Origin of the sequence: Vibrio sp. ED004, assembly GCF_023206395.1 — a bacterium.
Lineage (GTDB): Bacteria > Pseudomonadota > Gammaproteobacteria > Enterobacterales > Vibrionaceae > Vibrio.
Genome location: NZ_CP066150.1, coordinates 458907 through 475483, shown reverse-complemented (window position 1 = coordinate 475483; position 16577 = coordinate 458907). Strand labels below are relative to the sequence as shown.

Here is a 16577-nt window from a genome sequence, read left to right as displayed (position 1 = left end):
GAATTTTATGTTAGTCGGAAATACTCAACTTACTCAAATCAGTAAATCGTATCCTGTCGTTATTCAAAACGTGCTTGAGTACTTGAACAGCATAGACAAAGAACAACTTGCTCTAGGTCGCCATGAACTGCCTGGTTTTGATTCAAAACAAGCATGGTTTGTTGTGTTGGAATACGACAAAGAACCACTAGGTAACTTCCAACCTGAAGTCCATAAATACCATTCTGACCTGCAGATCATTCTGGAAGGTTCTGAAGTGATGGCTTGGGCAGTAGACACAGGCGAACACAGCAACGCGCAGCCTTATAACCAAGAACGTGACCTTCAATTCTACGAATATCCGGGAATTGAACTGAGCTTCATCCATGCAAAACGCAATCAATTTTATTTGTTCACGCCAAATATCGTGCACATCACCAACATTGAAAATGATGACAGCCAACCGGTAAGAAAACTGGTGGTGAAGATTCACAATGACTTACTGGATGCCAAATAATGAATTACTACATCGGAATTGATTCTGGCGGCACTTTTATGAAAGCCGCGTTATTTAACGCAAAAGGTGAGCAACAAGGCCTTGCTCGCGTATCGGCGAGCGTCATCAACGAGAAGCAAGGCTGGGTAGAGCGTGACCTCGATGCCTTATGGGGGAACGCGGTCGACGTCATTAAACAGCTTCTAGATACAACAAAAGTCGATCCATTAGACATCAAAGGCTTAAGCATTTCAGCCCAAGGCAAAGGCGTTTACCTACTTGATAAAAAGGGACAAAATCTTGGTCATGGCATTATGTCTTCAGACTCGCGTTCGCTGCCCATTGTTAAAGAGTGGCTAGAACAAGGTAAAGCACAAGGGATCTACCCAACCACACTGCAAACACTTTGGACAGGTCACCCGGTTTCTATCATTCGTTGGATCAAAGACAACGATGCAGAGCGCTATAACAACATTGGCGCAGTAATGATGTCTCACGACTATCTTCGCTATCGTTTAACGGGCGAAGTGGCCGCGGAACTGACCAATATTTCAGAGAGTAACTTTTTCAACTCGATCACTGGTGAGTATGACAAAGCCCTTCTAAAAACATTTGGTATCGAAGAAATTTGGGATGCGCTCCCTCCGGTAGTGAAACCTCAGCAACAAGCAGGGAAAATCACAGCAGCAGTCGCAAAAGAGACAGGCCTTGCACTTGGAACACCTGTATTTGGCGGGTTGTTTGATGTGGTATCAACCGCGATCTGTTCTGGAATCAACTCTTCTGAAGACACTCTGAATTACGTAATGGGCACTTGGGCGGTCACGTCTGGCATCTCAAAGCAAGTGACTCAAGAAGCGCACAACTTTGTCTATGGCCATTACGCTGTCGATGGTGAATACATCATTCATGAAGCAAGCCCTACCTCTGCGGGCAATTACGAATGGTTCGCCGATTACCTTGGTGACAATGGTCAACTCGACCACCAGCAAAACCAAGCATTAGTTGAAGCATTAGACACGGCATCAAGCAGCCTCTATTTCGTGCCATTTCTTTACGGTTCTAACCAAGGTCTCGGCTTGAAGTCAGGCTTCTACGGGCTGCAATCGCACCATACAAAAGGTCACCTGATTCAAGCGATTTGGGAAGGTATTTTGTTCTGTCACAACATACATCTTGAACGTATGCGCCAGCGTTTCCCGAAAGCAAACGTATTGAAAGTGACCGGCGGCCCTGCGTCTAGTCCTGTATGGATGCAAATGCTGGCTGACCTAACCGGTATGACGGTTGAAATATCAGACGTTGATGAAACTGGCTCATTAGGCGCAGCCATGATGGCGATGGTGGGAGCAGGCGAATTCACATCACTAGAAGAATGCACGCAAGCCATTACCAATTCTGCATCACGTGTTGAACCAAACCCTGAACATTACGACCTATACCAAACAAAATATAAGCACTATCAAAGACTGGTGCAGTTGTTCAAACAATTTGAGGATGAAATGAATGTCTAAGCCCTTATTACAAATGGCACTTGATGCCACTGATATCGACACTGCATTAGCCTCAATAGAGCATGTTGCAGATAAGTTAGATGTGATTGAAATCGGGACGATTTTAGCCTTCGCCCACGGCGTAGATAGCGTAAGAATCCTACGAGAAAAATACCCCAGCCACATCATTGTGTGTGATATGAAAATCACCGATGCCAGCGCTATTTTAACGCGTCTAGCAATGGAAGCGGGTGCCAACTGGGTAACCGTAAGTGCAGCGGCTCATATCGAAACAATACGCTCAGCCAAAAAAGTGACGGACGAATTTGGTGGCGAAGTACAAATTGAGCTCTATGGACACTGGACTCTAGACGACGCAAGAGCATGGGTCGACATGGGTATTAAACAAGCAATTTATCACCGATCACGTGATGCCGAGCTCGCAGGTGTGAGCTGGACCGAAGAAGATTTGATAAAAATGCAGAAATTATCGGATATTGGAATTGAACTATCCATAACTGGTGGTATTGTGCCAGACGATCTGCATTTGTTTAAGAATCTGTCTGCAAAGTCATTTATTGCTGGTCGTGCATTAGCCGGTAGCAATGGCCGTGACATCGCAGAAAACTTCCATACTGAAATAGGTAAACACTGGTAGCACATATATGAGTGAGCAAATTAAATCGTTGTCTAAAGCACTGACCGTATTGGAATTCCTTGGGAACTACCCGAATGGCGTTTCTCTACAAAAAGTGTCTGAAGGGACAGGCTTCAACAAGTCTTCTGTCCATCGTATTTTAGCGACGTTTGAAGCCTCTGGTTATGTTGCTCAAATGTGTTCAGGTAAAGAATATCGCTTAACAATGAAGTTGGTTCAGCTAGGACATGCTGCTATCAACTCTGATGTCACTGGCACGGTTAAGCCATATCTATCTGAACTGCTCGACGATGTGAATGAAACGGTAAACTTTCTCTCTTTTGATGCTGACAACATCATTTTTAAAGACAAGTTCGAACCTGTTAACTCTGCCTTTAGAACTCGAACCTACGTAGGGCTACATTCACCAATGTACTGCTCTGCTGCAGGTAAATGTTACCTCGCATTCAGCTCAGAGAGCGTTCGAGAGACCTACTGGCAACGCAATGTCAGCACGATGAAACCGTTAACTGAGAATACGATTCTCGATAAGTCTCAGTTTTTTGATGTTCTCGATAAAATCAAAGCGCGTGGTTATGCGCTCGATGATGAAGAGAACGAAGCGGGTATCTCTTGTGTTGCTGTCCCTATTTTTGACAAGAACAAATCTCCTGTATACGCGGTAAGTGTCTCGTCGCTTACGCCCAAAATGAAAGCACTCGGCTACGAAGAAATTGCTAGCAGAATTCAAGACATTACAACGCGTATAGAACAACAACTCTTTTAAGGAAAAAGAATGTTTGATTCTAAAAACAAATTCAGATTAGGTATTTACGAAAAAGCGATGCCAACTTCCCTTACTTGGGAAGAGCGCCTGATTCACGCGAAAGAAGCGGGCTTCGACTTTGTGGAAATTTCTGTCGATGAAACCGATGAGCGACGCGCTCGTTTGGATTGGTCTGATGAAGAAATCTACGAACTTCGTCGCCTTTGTGAAAAGCACCAAATGCCTTTCCAATCGATGTGTTTAAGCGCGCATCGTAAATTCCCGTTTGGCTCTATGGACGAAGCTATTCGTACGGAATCGCTGATCATCATGGAAAAAGCGATCTCATTAGCATACAAACTGGGTATTCGTTGCATTCAAATGGCGGGCTACGACGTGTATTACGAGCCGCAATCAGCTGAAACTCACGCTCGCTTTATTGAAGGCATGCAACAAGCCACCAAAATGGCGGAGCGTGCAGGCATCATGTTAGGTTTGGAGATCATGGACACCCCGTACCTTAACTCTCTGAGCAAGTTTGAAGTACTTAAGCGTGAAATCCCATCACCTTACTTCATGGCTTACCCAGACGTAGGTAATATTTCTGGTTGGAACTACGACGTGTGTACCGAGCTAAAATTGAGCCGCGATCACCTAGTACAAGTTCACCTTAAAGACACGTTACGAGTTTCAGAAACCTGTAAAGGTCAGTTCCGAGATCTGGTTATTGGTGAAGGTCAAGTCGACTTCCCTGCTATTTTCAAAACACTCGCTGAAATTGATTACAGCGCACCATTAGTGATTGAAATGTGGGCTCAAAATGACAACTGGTTAGACGATATCAAACAAGCAAAAGCAACGTTGAAATCTATCGCTAACCAATCTGGCTTTGAACTGTAAGGAAACGACCATGACAATTTTTCGCACCGCTTTTTTCGAAGCTGATTTAACTGAAGATCAAAAACAAGACTTCTACCAATACATGGAAAACGAAGTCGCGCCTATTATTCGCACATTTCCGAATAACCAAGGGTTAACGCTGAATAAGCCTGAAGCGATTGAAGCTGAAAGCCATAAGAACCTGCTGCTTATGATGCAACACAGTTACGAGCACGAGTCAGCAATGGCTGCTGCTTTAGATTCTGAGCAACGAATCAAAAGTATGCATGCGACCAAAGTGATTATTGAGAAATACAACATTCATGTTCATCACATCAATTTTGTACGTGATTAACGGCTGAATAGGCAATACACCGTAAAGTCTCAATCGAAAAGCAGAAGATCATCTTCTGCTTTTTTTATCGCTATTGATAAGGAATCACTATGAAAGTATTCCCGTTAAAAGATGCCCCACTGGTTTTACTGTCTTTGATCTTTTTTATCTGGGGGCTCATTACCGTTTCAAGTAACCCCCTAATTCCCTATTACAAAGAAGCTTTCGCTCTCGACTATAAAATGGCAATGCTCTTTCCCATGGCCTTTTTTATTACGCGAATAACGGTGTCGCTTCCAACGTCATTTGTGATGGCGAAAGTGGGTTATAGAAGTACATTGAAGTTCTGCTTGATGTGGTGCCTTTTCGGCTGCCTAGTCATGGCATATTTGGTCCGAGGAGAACAACTGATTTCAACCCTGCTTGGTATCTTATTGATGGCCTCAGGAGTATCGGCCATTCAAGTTGTGAGTTCACCTTACGTATCACTACTCTCGACACCTGATAAGAGCGTTATACGTCAAAGTGTGGCGACAGCATCGAACTCGGTTGGCACTGTGCTTGGCCCGTTGGTACTTACTGCTGTGATCCTCGTGGCGACAAGTTTTAACGTTGACAACACCGCCCATCAAGTTTCGTATCTGTTCTTACTCATCGCCCTGTTCTTTTTCGGCTTGCTGATATTTTTTAGCAAAATGACGCTCCCAGATATCAAACCAAAGCAGATGACAGGCTTTTGGCGAGGGTTAACGCTTTTAATTAAAAATCAGCAGTTTATGAAGTTAGCGTTGGTACTCTTGCTGTACATAGGTGTCGAGGTCAGTTTTGGAACCTTTACTATTACGTACCTTGCCGACCAGCAATATGGCGGCCTTGGTTTGGTATCCGCAACACAGATCATCGCTCTTTATTGGGTATTCATGTTTATTGGCAGAGTGCTATTCGCAAAGTTCGGCAACACAGTAAACAAGCATTATCTATTCTCACTGTCTTGCACAATAGCGGCTTTGATTAGTGCCATTGCGATGTATCAAAATCATGTTTGGATAGGCTATTTGATGCTTTTCATCGGGCTATGTAATTCAGCTCTCTACCCTATCATTTACGCACAAGCGCTACATGCATCCGGTAAACAAAACTCACAAGGGGCAGCGATTCTAATCATGTGTTCAATTGGAGGGGTTATTTTGCCATTCGCACAGGCGAGCTTGATTGATGAGATATCGCTGAGCACGAGTTATATTGCGCCTACACTTGCGTATCTATTAATGGTGGTTTTGTATTGGTCGAGCTTAAAACATCGTATTTGAACCATCGGTTAGATACGTCGCTTGGCTTGAAGAAGTAAAGAAGTTTAGGGGTTATCGATAGCGAGAAATTCGGCCTGATTAGCCTAGAAGTGAAAAAATACAGAGAATGGATGTAATGCTTCTGATGTTAGTTTGTGTCAGTGAGTGGCTAATCACCACCACTGATCACACTTAACGCGGGTTTATTTAAGAAATTAAACCCAAGCAGAAGCAACAAGTAGGATAATTGCACCCATGATAACGGTAGACTTAGCAAAAAATAGAACTTCATTCATTACTGAAGGTTTTGCTAGTGATGCGTTGTTTTCATTTGTGATTACTGTAGCGTTCATACTGTGTTCTCATCGTTGTGTGATCTGAGGTCAATTTTGCGCCGTTATGTGACCAAAGTCAATAATAACTGTATTTTTATTACACAAATATAAACGCCAACTGAAGAGCACACCAACCAAACAACGCCTCGAAACCTCTGCTTACTCCACGTGATTTTTCATTCAATCAACATCCATTAGATACAAAAAAAGCCCGAAGCCTGATACACAGAACACTTCGAGCCTTTGTACTGCAATAGATACACAACTTAATTCAATTGAGCCAACTCCGATCGCATTGAATCGATAACTTGTCCGTAATCTTCACTATCAAAAATAGCTGAGCCAGCAACAAACATATCCGCCCCCGCTTCAGCAATCTCTTTTATGTTGTTAACTTTCACACCGCCATCGACTTCTAAGCGAATATCACGCCCAGATTCATTAATGCGTGATCGGATTGAACGCAGCTTATCGAGCGTAGCTGGGATGAAAGATTGACCACCAAAACCAGGGTTCACCGACATCACTAATATCAAGTCGACTTTATCCATGATGTAATCAAGATGACTCAACGGTGTTGCAGGGTTTAATACCACTCCGGCTTGGCAACCGTGCTCTTTAATTAACTGTAAAGTACGGTCAACATGCTCAGAGGCTTCTACATGAAACGTAATCATCGTCGCACCCGCCTCTGCAAATTGAGGCACCAGTTGATCAACAGGCTTCGCCATTAAATGCACGTCAATCGGCGCTGTAATGCCATAATCTCGTAGTGCTTTTAATACTGGCGCACCAAAAGTCAGGTTGGGTACATAATGGTTATCCATAACGTCAAAATGAATAACATCAGCCCCAGCCGCCAGAACGCGTTCTACGTCCTCACCAAGGCGAGCCAAATCAGCAGAAAGAATCGAAGGTGCGATAAGATATTGTTTCATTGTTTTCCTAGTTATTTTTGTATCGTTAAATTCTGTTTAGCTCGCTGGAACAAACTGGGTTATGCGCCCATCCTCGACCATGTAACAATCCATACCTGCAGCCGTTGCAGCGTATTGCCCAATGATCGTATCTTCAAATACCACACAATCCGTAGGATCAAGTTCTAACTGCCTAGCGACTTTCAGAAAAGTATCTGGGTTAGGTTTATGATTTTCTACGTCATCCGAAGTCACTATTGTGCGTATCATTGACGGGATGTCCGTCATCTTGAGAATCGCCCTTGCATGCTTTGCCTGCGCACCAGTGCCAATTCCAATTTTTTTCAATTGATACTGTTGCTGCAAGATCGCATAGGTTTCTGGGATAACGTCACCTTTGTGCTCAATGGCTTCAAAGTTGGCGATTTTATCCGAGGTAATTTCCTGAGCATCTAGCTTTAGGTCGTAACGCTTTAGGATCTCTTGTGTGACTTTTCTCGATGGCATTCCACCAAGTTGGTCTAACCATTCTTTGTCGTAAGGAATACCGAACTTCTCACAAGTTTGTTGCCATGCATGAGCATGTGCCACCATAGAATTGACCAGAGTCCCATCGAGATCAAAAATAATTCCTTTATATTTATCTAACTTTGGCATCGTCAATCTCTCGTCTGTTTTGAGACTCATAGTACTAATCGCACTAGATAAAACCTATTCATGATCCTCTTAATATGATCTTATTCAACAATCCGACAATTAACCGAAGTGATGCAATAAAAGCCGTTGTTTTACTATTGAAATCATATTTTGAGCACATCTCACCCATTTTTACTTAAACCAAGTAGAGTTGCATAAATTGAAGATGATATAGTCCACGAAAATCAAATACCTTGGACACGACCATGCATTCTAGCGACATCATCAAATTGGCAAATTTAGGCGTTAATATCGAAATTTCAAAAGACTCTTCATTACATCCTTCTGATGCGTTGGAAGTGGTAAAGATTATTGCTGAAATCGGTAGCCAAATCATCATCAAGAAGAAGTACCATACGGACTACCTGATTCAGATGGCTGAAGTGGGCCGTGATCATGTAACGATCGCTGTTTAAGCACAGCCACTATTTCAAAATTGACATAACCTCAGCTTCAAAAGTTTAGAGCGACATATTGATATAAAAATGCAGCATATTGGGGGCAATATGCTGCATTTTCTCTTTTCGTTAGGAGCATGGAGAACGCAAAGAGAAACTCGTTAAGCATTCTAAGTAGAGCTAGTGGTCAAACAGCATCGGAACACTCGTTTGAACACACACTTCATTCAAGCGTTTTTGTGCCGTGAGTATATTATCTTTCCAGCGTTCATCTTGAGCCCACATCTCGATCACGAGTGGTACAACGCACTCAGTCTCTTTCAACGTTTCAAAAATGGCATTGAAGTCAACCTCACCATCACCAATCACTAAGTCTCGAAACTGCCCTTTGTACTCGTCAGTCACTTTATAAGTGTCTTTGAGGTGAATTTGAGTGATATGAGGCTTACTCAGTTTGAGCTCAGTCACTATGTCGTAATTCCAACCAGAGATATTGCCCACATCTGGATACGCCGTGAAATACGGTGAATTGACTTCACGACTCAGTACTTCAAACTTGCTCAAAGAGTTCAAGTAATCGGTATCCATGATCTCGACAGCAAGCATAACGCCCGACCTTTCCGCCAACTGCGCGGAAAGCTTCATGCCTTCAATAAACCTCTGGTGAGTCACTTTATCGGCTGGCTCATAGTAGACGTCATACCCAGCGAGTTGGATGGTACGAATACCCAACTTGTAAGCCAACGAGATCGCTTTCTCCATATGGATGACAGCTTGTTCTCGAATCACAGGATCTGCAGATCCAAATGGGAACTTACGATGCGCGCTTAAACACATAGATTGCAGCGGTACACCATGCTTTTCACACAGGCGACGCAAGGCATACACTTCTTCGTCATTCCAATCTAGTCGACTGCGACGCTCATCTGATTCGTCTACCGATATCTCAAGAAAATCAAAGCCGAGTTCTTTGGTTTGCTTAAGTTTATCTTCCCAGCTGAGTTCGTTAGGTAGGGCCTTTTCATAAAGCCCTACACGGTGGCGTAACAGGTTTTGATACATAACGCCTCCTAGTTCCAGTAACGGTCGATCTGAGCTTTTAGCGCTTCTGCTGTCTCTTTACCTTTATCGCCTGCAAGTGCGCGGCCTGCGATAAAGGTTTTCGCTTTAATGCCTTCAAATAGGTAAAGGTCTTCAGGCACGATACCGCCCGTGATAGAAAGCTCGATACCCATTTCAGACAAGGCACGCATCTTCACTAGATCTTCTTCAGTCCAGCCTACACCGGCTAGTTCAGCGTCACGAGAACGGTGATAGATAGCTTGAGAGATACCTAGGTCGACCCAAGATTGAGCATCGTCCATTGTCCAGTTACCATAAATTTCGATTTGGATTTCACCGTTAAATTCATCAGCGACTTTCTTACATGCACCAATGGTTGCGATGTGTGCAGCAGCAGAAACGGTAATCCAATCAGCGCCCGCTTCGAATGCCATACGAGCCAAAATAGCGCCACCATCTGTTGTTTTCATGTCGCACACAAGGATATGGTCTGGGTGATTCTTACGAAGCGTAGAAACCGCCGTCATCCCTTCTGCAAACGCCAAAATAGTGCCCACTTCAATCACATCAACAAAGCTTTCAACGTTGTTTGCCACTTCAATGGCAGCAGGAAGGTTTGTTTGGTCTAGGGCGATCTGAATCATTGGTTTAGTCATGTTGTTATCCTTTAATTTGTTCACGTATTAGACGGGCTAAGCCATCATGGTTGTTATCTGTTGAGCACACGCGTTGAACGTATGACTTGACGATGTCATCAGCATTGAGCATCGCTACGCCTAACCCGGCGTACTTAAGCATGGATATGTCGTTGTGGTTATCACCGACGGCAATCACGTCATCGGCTTGATAACCCAGTTCTGCGATGTATTCAGCAAGGCGTAGGCCCTTACTGTTACCTTTTGCAGCAAAGTCGATTCGGTTTGACCAAGAACGTTCACCGTTGAAGTTCTCTTCTATCCATGGGTGTTGCATTAAACGGTCTACTGAGTCTTGGCTACCTTCCACCACAAACTTCCAAACGTGTTCGGCTTGCTGAGCCGTTTCAATGAATGATTCCACTTGGTAAATTTGAGGGCGATGTTGCTCTGGTGCCGTTTCTGCCCAACTTTCCAATGCCAACATGTAGGCAAATGGGTTGTAGTGTGAGTACGTCATGGCATGCGTGATGTACATGACCATTTTGAGCTGAAACTCATCTGCCATATCGATGAAGGTCAGCGCTTTGTCTTTATCTATCGAGTTTTGAGTCAGTACCGTTTCAGTTTGATAGTCATAAACATAAGTGCCGTTACAGCAGATGATTGGCGTATCTAACCCCAATTCGTAGTAATAAGGTCGTGCTGCTGTGTGGTGTCGACCAGTCACAATCACGACATGACAACTTTGTTTGGCTTCTTGGATCGCCTTTTTCAGTTCTGGATGAATCGTGTGATCATCCTTTAACACGGTTCCATCGAGATCTAACGCCAGCACTTTATACATAGAGTCCTCTCACTTATTCCCTGAAGTCGGGCCTAATCAATATTGAAACTACTTAGAGCCGAAGCTCGTTAAACGGCCTACTTAAACGAAAAGCCGATTTACTGTTGGCCGTAATAAGCATTTTCACCGTGCTTACGTAAGTAGTGTTTGTCGGATAGTTCTGGCTGAATTTTGATGCCGCTATTCAAGGTGCGCGTTGCCAACGCCATTGCAGACACTTCTTCTAATACCACCGCGTTGTGAACCGCATCGTTGGCGTCTTTGCCCCAAGAGAAAGGCGCATGTCCTGCAACAATCACGCTGGGAACGGCCATTGGATCAATTCGACGCTGCTTGAACTCTTCAATGATCACCAAGCCGGTATTTTTCTCGTACTCTTCAGCAATTTCAGAGTGAGACAATCGACGTGTACATGGGATGTCACCGTAGAAATAGTCAGCATGAGTGGTGCCCAAGGCTGGAATATCGATGCCGGCTTGCGCCCAAATAGTGGCACTGCGTGAATGCGTGTGAACAATGCCACTGACCTCAGGGAAAGCTTTGTAAAGCTCTAAATGAGTTGCGGTATCACTTGAAGGATTCAGTTTCCCTTCAACAATGTTGCCTTCTAGATCGACGACCACCATATCTTCAGCTGTCATATCGCAGTATTCGACACCTGATGGCTTAATCGCTATCACGCCATTAGTACGGTCAAACTCAGAGACATTGCCCCAAGTGAATGTCACCAAACCATACTTCGGAAGCTGCAAATTGGCTTCTAAGACGCGTTGTTTCAGTTGGCTATATTTAGACATAGTTGTCTCCTTACGCTGCTTCCGCTTGCAGTAACGCAGCATCAATTAAACGCGCCACTTCTTCTGGGCTTTTGCATGCGCGAAGTTTTGAGAAGTCTTCATCAAATTCAATCAAGTTCGCCACTTGCATGGTGCCTTCGATGTGCTCTTCTGAATCTTTACCCGCTAACGTGATCAACACATCAACAGGCTCATCAACACCTTCAAACATGATTGGTGTTTCAAGCACAGTTAAAGCAAACCCAGTACGAATCACACCATCTTCAGGGCGGCAATGCGGCAGTGCGAACGCATCGTGAATACAGATATAAGGGCCTTCTTCACCAATCGCTTTGGTAATCGCGTCGTAGTAACGCTCTTCCGCAATACCCGCTTTCACCAATGCATCAGTACCAAGCTTGATCGCCGCTTTCCAGTCAGCGGCTTTTGCGTTGAGTAGGATAGAGTTATTTTTGATAAGAGATTCTTTTAAGTTCATGTTATTGCTCACTTATATAATTGTTTTTATTGGCTCAGTAGCGCTATGCCACTGAGCCATTTTCATTATTTGTGGAAGTTGTTCTCGATGATGGAAACAAGCTCGTCGCCGAAAGTTTTCACCATAATCATGTTCTTAACCGCTAACTGTTGCTTACCTTCCGGCAGACCCGTGATCTTCGCTGCAAGAGCAACTGAAGTAACGATGATGTCGAATGAACCAAGGTGCGATTTGTAATCGGTGATAGCGCTGTTAAAGGTCGAGCTTGGGATGCCTTTCTTGTCTAAGTACTCTTTGATTTTCTTAGAGCACATCATTGAAGAACCTTGCCCTGAACCACAGCACACTAAGACACGGACTGGTTTCTGATCAGCTGCTGGTGAGACTCGATTTTCGGATGTTGTAGAAGCTGTCGTTGTAGAAGCAGATGGAGCTTGAGCTGTTGCTGTCGATTGTTGTGGTACCGCGACTTCAACCTCAATGCCCTCAGGTGTTACTGCGGTCATTGTTTCAGCGGCAGCTTCTGCGTCTTCTTCAGCTCGTAGTTGCTTAGAAGCGAAGAACATATAGACACCAGCCATAGCCAAAATCACAAAGAAGAACATGCTAGAGCTTGAGATACCTTGCATGATAGGTGGGAATACCAGAGCCCAGTCAGCCATACCCATCCAGCCGTTAAACTCAGTACCAGATTGAGCAAAGATGTGGATTGCCCAAGCAGAACCAACCACTTCGATGATGCCCATCACGAAACAAATCTTCATTACCGCTTTCCAGCCACCAAAGTGGTTAGCAAACACGCCAATGGTTGCGTTCGAGAAGAACATTGGAATAAAGCCAGGGATGATCATGATTGGTGCGTCAAACGCTAACATTGCAAGAACAGCGGTGAATTGACCAACCGCACCCCACATGAATCCGAACACCATTGCGTTTGGAGAGTATGCGTAAATAGCCGCACAATCGATTGCTAACACAGCGTTAGGAATAAGACGTTGAGAAATACCGTTAAAGGCCTCGGACAATTCCGCTACGAACATACGAACGCCGGTGACGATAACTTGAATCGCTACTGCGAATTTCAAACCAGTTTCGAAAATGTAGATAAACCAGTGTGTTTTACCTGCCATGTCTTGAAGGTTATCAAGACCAAACGAAAGAAGAATGATGCCAAAGAAAGCCGTCATTACGAGCGTTGTCGCTGCAATGCTATCGTGGAAAATGTGTAGCCATTTAGGCAGTTTAATGTGGTCGACACTGTCATTCTTGTCGCCAAGCTTAGGAGCAACCTTGGTTGCTATCCATGATGCAAACTGTTGTTGGTGACCTATAGAGAAACCCGCTCCGCCAGTCACTTCTTGAGTAGGCTTGAACATGATGTTTGACGAGATACCCCAGTACAACGCCATCAATATTGCAGAATAGATAATGGTTTCCCACATACCTGCGCCAAGCACGAAGTAGAAAACAGCAATGAGGCCAGCTTGCTGGAACATGATATGTCCCGTCAGCATGATGGTTCTGATACCAGTAATACGGCGGAAGGCAACCAGTAGAATGTTGAGCCCAAGTGCCATTAATACGGCATAACCAACCCAAGAGTAATTGTCGCCCATAGTTTCCATGGTGGACATCATGGATGTGTACGGGTCAATCACCGACCCTGTCAATCCATGTATTTCACTCATTTTCTCGATAACCGGTTTAAAACCCGCTACCAATGTTCCTGCACCTACCTGCACTATCATGAAACCAACGATGGTTTTAATAGAGCCGGAGATAATAGTTGTTGCGTCACGCTTGAGTAGAATGTAACCCAGACAAGTAACAAGACCGAGTAGCAACGGTGCTTTGGTCATTACCTGACTGTAAAAAATATAGAAAATATCATATAAGAATTCCATATCTTTACCCCTGATTAATTTTTAATTTTAATGGTATGTAGGATGTGATGATGTCTAGTTTTGCTCACGAACTAGACTTTACCAATCAAAAGTAATCATTCAATGCTCACTTGTGATTACTTTGATTTATATCAATTAACCACACCCAGAATGTGCCTAATTGAGCTTCGGATCACACCAAAAAACAACAAATTAAATAAAATCAATAACTTATAAATCATTGTGATTAAGCTCTAGTTTTTATAGCAATGTAGTTTGACAATCATGATGGTGATTATTAGAATCAAAACAAATCAAAAGTAATCATCAAATTGTCACAACGACATAAAGAGTGATAAATATGAATGAAGTACAAAGACATAACGGCATCGTGTCGCTATTAGAAGATATGCAGACAATAAACGTCTCACATATTATTGATAAATTTAGTGTTTCACCTGCTACTGCAAGACGTGACATCGCTAAATTAGATGAAGTTGGCCGACTTAGAAAAGTTCGAAATGGCGCTGAACGAGTAGAGAATCAGAAGAGAAAGTGGTCACCACTCAATATCAACAGCACTGAGTTTTATGAAGAGAAAGCTGAGATTGCGCAAGCAGCAGCTGGACTTTGCGAGGCTGGAGATACAGTTGTGATCAACTGTGGTTCTACTGCGTTCCTACTTGGACAACAGTTATGTGGGGAAGATGTTCAGATCGTAACGAACTACTTTCCACTCGCAAGCTACTTGATCAACGAAGATCATGACGATGTCATCATCATTGGTGGTCAATACAACAAAGCGCAGAACATCTTTCTAAACCCTGCCCCTAATTCATTAGGCGGCTATGCGGGAAACTGGATGTTCACCTCAGGTAAAGGCTTAACGGATGCCGGGCTATACAAGGCCGACATGTTAACGGCCGTAGCCGAACAACAAATGCTAGAACAGGTCGATAAGCTTGTCGTAGTGGTCGATAGTTCAAAAGTTGGACAACGTACCGGAATGCTCTTTTGCAGCACCAAGCAAATAGACATCGTCATCACCGGTAAAGATGCCAATCCCGAAGTCGTCAAGCGGATTGAAGCTCAAGGGACGCAAGTCATCCTAGTTTAAATCTCAGGGCAGACTAGCCCACAAATAATAATAAATTAAGCTCAGTGCCTTAATCAAAATTAAGGCGCTCGGCTCCCTACATCCAAAATTAATCAAATTATTGAAATAAAAGGTATTATCATGAGCAACGTAAACGAAATCACTCGCGAGTCTTGGATCCTAAATACATTCCCTGAGTGGGGCACATGGTTAAATGAAGAGATCGAGCAAACTGTCGTGCAACCGAATACATTTTCTATGTGGTGGCTTGGCTGTACGGGTATTTGGCTAAAATCAGAAGGTGGTGCAAACCTATCAATGGACTTCTGGTGTGGTACTGGTAAAAAAACACAAGCTGTTCAAAAAATGAAAAACCAGCACCAAATGATGCGTATGGGTGGCGTTGAAGCACTTCAACCAAACCTACGCACAGCAATCTTCCCACTGGACCCTTTCGCTATTAAAGAGATCGATGCAGTGATGGCATCTCACGATCACGGCGACCACATTGACATCAATGTTGCAGCAGCCGTTCTACAAAACTGTGGCGAGCACGTTAGGTTTATCGGTCCTAAAGCATGTGTTGATCTATGGATGAAATGGGGTGTACCAGAAGATCGTTGTGTTATCGCGAAAGTTGGCGACGAAATTAAGATCAAAGACGTCAACATCAAGGTTCTTGACGCATTCGATCGTACTGCACTAGTGACACTTCCTGAAGGAACGTCTTCCCTAGACAAAGAAATTCTAGACGGAATGGACGACCGAGCAGTGAACTACCTAGTAGAAACTACCGGCGGTTCAGTTTACCACTCTGGTGACTCTCACTACTCTAACTACTACGCTAAACACGGTAATGACCACAAGATCGACGTTGCACTGCTTTCTTACGGTGAGAACCCACGTGGCGTAACAGACAAAATGACATCTTCAGATATTCTTCGTGCTGCTGAGTCTTTGAACTGTGAAGTCGTGGTTCCGTTCCACCACGACATTTGGGCTAACTTCCAAAATGACCCGCGTGAAATCGAAATGCTGTGGAACATGAAGAAAGAACGTCTTCAATACGGCTTCGCACCTTTCTTCTGGCAAGTCGGTGGTAAATACACATACCCAACAGATAAAGGCCGCATGCACTACCAGCACTTCCGTGGCTTTGCTGACATCTTCACAAATGACCCAGAACTGCCATATCGCGCATTCTTATAAACATTAAGAAAAGCACTAACTAGGGAGCAATGCGCTCCCTTTTTTTATCATCGAATAAGGATATTGATATGGTATTACGTGAGTTCAAAAAACATTTCAGTCGTGGCGATTTGAAAGCAGCCATTGGGGTTGTTTCACCTTGTGCGAATGGCTATTACTTAATGGTGAAAAGCAATCAGTGGGGTGTGAACAGTTTTCTTGAATCTGATAGAAAGATGCAACCCAGAGTATTTAAGACTCAACAGGCGCTGTTGAATGCGGCAAAAGCGATCGGTTTTCCTTACCACTCGATCGATATCCAACATCTCTAACCGATAATATTCCGATTAAATTAAGGTCGTTGAAAACCGT

At 43.8% G+C, this 16577-nt stretch carries 20 protein-coding genes; 11 read left to right on the top strand and 9 right to left on the bottom strand.

The window, feature by feature from the left end:
- Positions 1-7 precede the first annotated feature (7 nt).
- The 7 genes from ITG10_RS19725 (at position 8) to ITG10_RS19695 (ending at position 5894) form a co-directional block, all read left to right on the top strand.
- Positions 8-496 carry a YhcH/YjgK/YiaL family protein gene (locus ITG10_RS19725; RefSeq protein ID WP_017630169.1) on the top strand — a complete coding sequence of 163 codons (489 nt, stop codon included), beginning with the start codon at positions 8-10 and terminating at the stop codon, positions 494-496.
- On the top strand, positions 496-1989 hold the full coding sequence (locus tag ITG10_RS19720) for an FGGY-family carbohydrate kinase (RefSeq protein ID WP_248387090.1): 1494 nt from the start codon (positions 496-498) through the stop codon (positions 1987-1989). Before ITG10_RS19725 ends, ITG10_RS19720 begins: the two co-directional genes overlap by 1 nt.
- Positions 1982-2626, top strand: a complete 645-nt coding sequence (locus tag ITG10_RS19715) for a 3-keto-L-gulonate-6-phosphate decarboxylase UlaD (protein WP_017630168.1) — start codon at positions 1982-1984, stop codon at positions 2624-2626. Before ITG10_RS19720 ends, ITG10_RS19715 begins: the two co-directional genes overlap by 8 nt.
- Before the next feature lie 7 nt (positions 2627-2633).
- A complete protein-coding gene (locus tag ITG10_RS19710) occupies positions 2634-3392 on the top strand; it encodes an IclR family transcriptional regulator (protein WP_017058872.1) in 759 nt (252 codons plus the stop codon).
- 9 nt (positions 3393-3401) lie between these two features.
- Positions 3402-4271 carry an L-ribulose-5-phosphate 3-epimerase gene (locus tag ITG10_RS19705; protein WP_017630167.1) on the top strand — a complete coding sequence of 290 codons (870 nt, stop codon included), beginning with the start codon at positions 3402-3404 and terminating at the stop codon, positions 4269-4271.
- A 10-nt stretch (positions 4272-4281) separates the two neighbouring features.
- Positions 4282-4605 carry a hypothetical protein gene (locus ITG10_RS19700; protein WP_017630166.1) on the top strand — a complete coding sequence of 108 codons (324 nt, stop codon included), beginning with the start codon at positions 4282-4284 and terminating at the stop codon, positions 4603-4605.
- Positions 4606-4694: 89 nt separating this feature from the next.
- Entirely contained in the window at positions 4695-5894 is a 1200-nt protein-coding gene (locus ITG10_RS19695; protein WP_017630165.1) for an MFS transporter, read from the top strand.
- A gap of 194 nt (positions 5895-6088) precedes the next feature.
- Here the strand turns inward: ITG10_RS19695 and ITG10_RS19690 are convergent, their stop codons facing one another.
- The 3 genes from ITG10_RS19690 to ITG10_RS19680 form a co-directional block, all read right to left on the bottom strand.
- On the bottom strand, positions 6089-6226 hold the full coding sequence (locus ITG10_RS19690) for a hypothetical protein (protein ID WP_009845892.1): 138 nt from the start codon (positions 6224-6226) through the stop codon (positions 6089-6091).
- 248 nt (positions 6227-6474) lie between these two features.
- A complete protein-coding gene (gene rpe / locus ITG10_RS19685; RefSeq protein WP_017630164.1) occupies positions 6475-7146 on the bottom strand; it encodes a ribulose-phosphate 3-epimerase in 672 nt (223 codons plus the stop codon).
- A gap of 36 nt (positions 7147-7182) precedes the next feature.
- Positions 7183-7782, bottom strand: coding sequence for a beta-phosphoglucomutase family hydrolase (locus tag ITG10_RS19680; RefSeq protein ID WP_248387089.1), 600 nt, complete (start codon positions 7780-7782; stop codon positions 7183-7185).
- Positions 7783-8027: 245 nt separating this feature from the next.
- Between ITG10_RS19680 and ITG10_RS19675 the strand changes: the two genes are divergently transcribed.
- Entirely contained in the window at positions 8028-8237 is a 210-nt protein-coding gene (locus tag ITG10_RS19675) for a hypothetical protein (RefSeq protein ID WP_017630162.1), read from the top strand.
- 162 nt (positions 8238-8399) lie between these two features.
- Here ITG10_RS19675 and ITG10_RS19670 read toward each other — a convergent pair whose 3' ends face one another.
- The 6 genes from ITG10_RS19670 to ITG10_RS19645 form a co-directional block, all read right to left on the bottom strand.
- The gene (locus ITG10_RS19670; protein ID WP_017630161.1) at positions 8400-9281 is read right to left on the bottom strand and encodes an L-ribulose-5-phosphate 3-epimerase; all 882 of its coding nucleotides are present in this window, start codon (positions 9279-9281) and stop codon (positions 8400-8402) included.
- Between the two features lie 8 nt (positions 9282-9289).
- Positions 9290-9937: a 3-keto-L-gulonate-6-phosphate decarboxylase UlaD gene (locus ITG10_RS19665; RefSeq protein WP_009845897.1), complete on the bottom strand. Its 648-nt coding sequence runs from the start codon at positions 9935-9937 to the stop codon at positions 9290-9292.
- Positions 9938-9941: 4 nt separating this feature from the next.
- Positions 9942-10763, bottom strand: coding sequence for a pyridoxal phosphatase (locus ITG10_RS19660; protein ID WP_017630157.1), 822 nt, complete (start codon positions 10761-10763; stop codon positions 9942-9944).
- A 98-nt stretch (positions 10764-10861) separates the two neighbouring features.
- Entirely contained in the window at positions 10862-11560 is a 699-nt protein-coding gene (locus tag ITG10_RS19655; protein ID WP_016787381.1) for an L-ribulose-5-phosphate 4-epimerase, read from the bottom strand.
- A gap of 10 nt (positions 11561-11570) precedes the next feature.
- Positions 11571-12038 (bottom strand): PTS sugar transporter subunit IIA, encoded by a 468-nt coding sequence (locus ITG10_RS19650; RefSeq protein ID WP_017630156.1) that lies wholly within the window; start codon positions 12036-12038, stop codon positions 11571-11573.
- 65 nt (positions 12039-12103) lie between these two features.
- A complete protein-coding gene (locus tag ITG10_RS19645) occupies positions 12104-13942 on the bottom strand; it encodes a PTS ascorbate-specific subunit IIBC (protein WP_017630155.1) in 1839 nt (612 codons plus the stop codon).
- Positions 13943-14282: 340 nt separating this feature from the next.
- Between ITG10_RS19645 and ulaR the strand changes: the two genes are divergently transcribed.
- From ulaR to ITG10_RS19630, 3 genes are all read left to right on the top strand, one after another.
- A complete protein-coding gene (ulaR, locus tag ITG10_RS19640) occupies positions 14283-15038 on the top strand; it encodes an HTH-type transcriptional regulator UlaR (RefSeq protein WP_009845902.1) in 756 nt (251 codons plus the stop codon).
- A gap of 120 nt (positions 15039-15158) precedes the next feature.
- The gene (gene ulaG / locus ITG10_RS19635; protein ID WP_248387088.1) at positions 15159-16226 is read left to right on the top strand and encodes an L-ascorbate 6-phosphate lactonase; all 1068 of its coding nucleotides are present in this window, start codon (positions 15159-15161) and stop codon (positions 16224-16226) included.
- Positions 16227-16294: 68 nt separating this feature from the next.
- Positions 16295-16537, top strand: coding sequence for a hypothetical protein (locus ITG10_RS19630; RefSeq protein ID WP_017630154.1), 243 nt, complete (start codon positions 16295-16297; stop codon positions 16535-16537).
- Positions 16538-16577 lie beyond the last annotated feature (40 nt).

Coding starts and splice junctions, on each gene's coding strand:
- ulaR (WP_009845902.1), top strand. CDS start 14,283: ATGAATGAAGTACAAAGACATAACGGCATCGTGTCGCTATTAGAAGAT.
- ITG10_RS19715 (WP_017630168.1), top strand. CDS start 1,982: ATGTCTAAGCCCTTATTACAAATGGCACTTGATGCCACTGATATCGAC.
- ITG10_RS19710 (WP_017058872.1), top strand. CDS start 2,634: ATGAGTGAGCAAATTAAATCGTTGTCTAAAGCACTGACCGTATTGGAA.
- ITG10_RS19645 (WP_017630155.1), bottom strand. CDS start 13,942: ATGGAATTCTTATATGATATTTTCTATATTTTTTACAGTCAGGTAATG.
- ITG10_RS19630 (WP_017630154.1), top strand. CDS start 16,295: ATGGTATTACGTGAGTTCAAAAAACATTTCAGTCGTGGCGATTTGAAA.
- ulaG (WP_248387088.1), top strand. CDS start 15,159: ATGAGCAACGTAAACGAAATCACTCGCGAGTCTTGGATCCTAAATACA.
- ITG10_RS19650 (WP_017630156.1), bottom strand. CDS start 12,038: ATGAACTTAAAAGAATCTCTTATCAAAAATAACTCTATCCTACTCAAC.
- ITG10_RS19655 (WP_016787381.1), bottom strand. CDS start 11,560: ATGTCTAAATATAGCCAACTGAAACAACGCGTCTTAGAAGCCAATTTG.
- ITG10_RS19670 (WP_017630161.1), bottom strand. CDS start 9,281: ATGTATCAAAACCTGTTACGCCACCGTGTAGGGCTTTATGAAAAGGCC.
- ITG10_RS19680 (WP_248387089.1), bottom strand. CDS start 7,782: ATGCCAAAGTTAGATAAATATAAAGGAATTATTTTTGATCTCGATGGG.
- ITG10_RS19675 (WP_017630162.1), top strand. CDS start 8,028: ATGCATTCTAGCGACATCATCAAATTGGCAAATTTAGGCGTTAATATC.
- ITG10_RS19690 (WP_009845892.1), bottom strand. CDS start 6,226: ATGAACGCTACAGTAATCACAAATGAAAACAACGCATCACTAGCAAAA.
- ITG10_RS19695 (WP_017630165.1), top strand. CDS start 4,695: ATGAAAGTATTCCCGTTAAAAGATGCCCCACTGGTTTTACTGTCTTTG.
- ITG10_RS19660 (WP_017630157.1), bottom strand. CDS start 10,763: ATGTATAAAGTGCTGGCGTTAGATCTCGATGGAACCGTGTTAAAGGAT.
- ITG10_RS19700 (WP_017630166.1), top strand. CDS start 4,282: ATGACAATTTTTCGCACCGCTTTTTTCGAAGCTGATTTAACTGAAGAT.
- ITG10_RS19725 (WP_017630169.1), top strand. CDS start 8: ATGTTAGTCGGAAATACTCAACTTACTCAAATCAGTAAATCGTATCCT.
- ITG10_RS19720 (WP_248387090.1), top strand. CDS start 496: ATGAATTACTACATCGGAATTGATTCTGGCGGCACTTTTATGAAAGCC.
- rpe (WP_017630164.1), bottom strand. CDS start 7,146: ATGAAACAATATCTTATCGCACCTTCGATTCTTTCTGCTGATTTGGCT.
- ITG10_RS19665 (WP_009845897.1), bottom strand. CDS start 9,937: ATGACTAAACCAATGATTCAGATCGCCCTAGACCAAACAAACCTTCCT.
- ITG10_RS19705 (WP_017630167.1), top strand. CDS start 3,402: ATGTTTGATTCTAAAAACAAATTCAGATTAGGTATTTACGAAAAAGCG.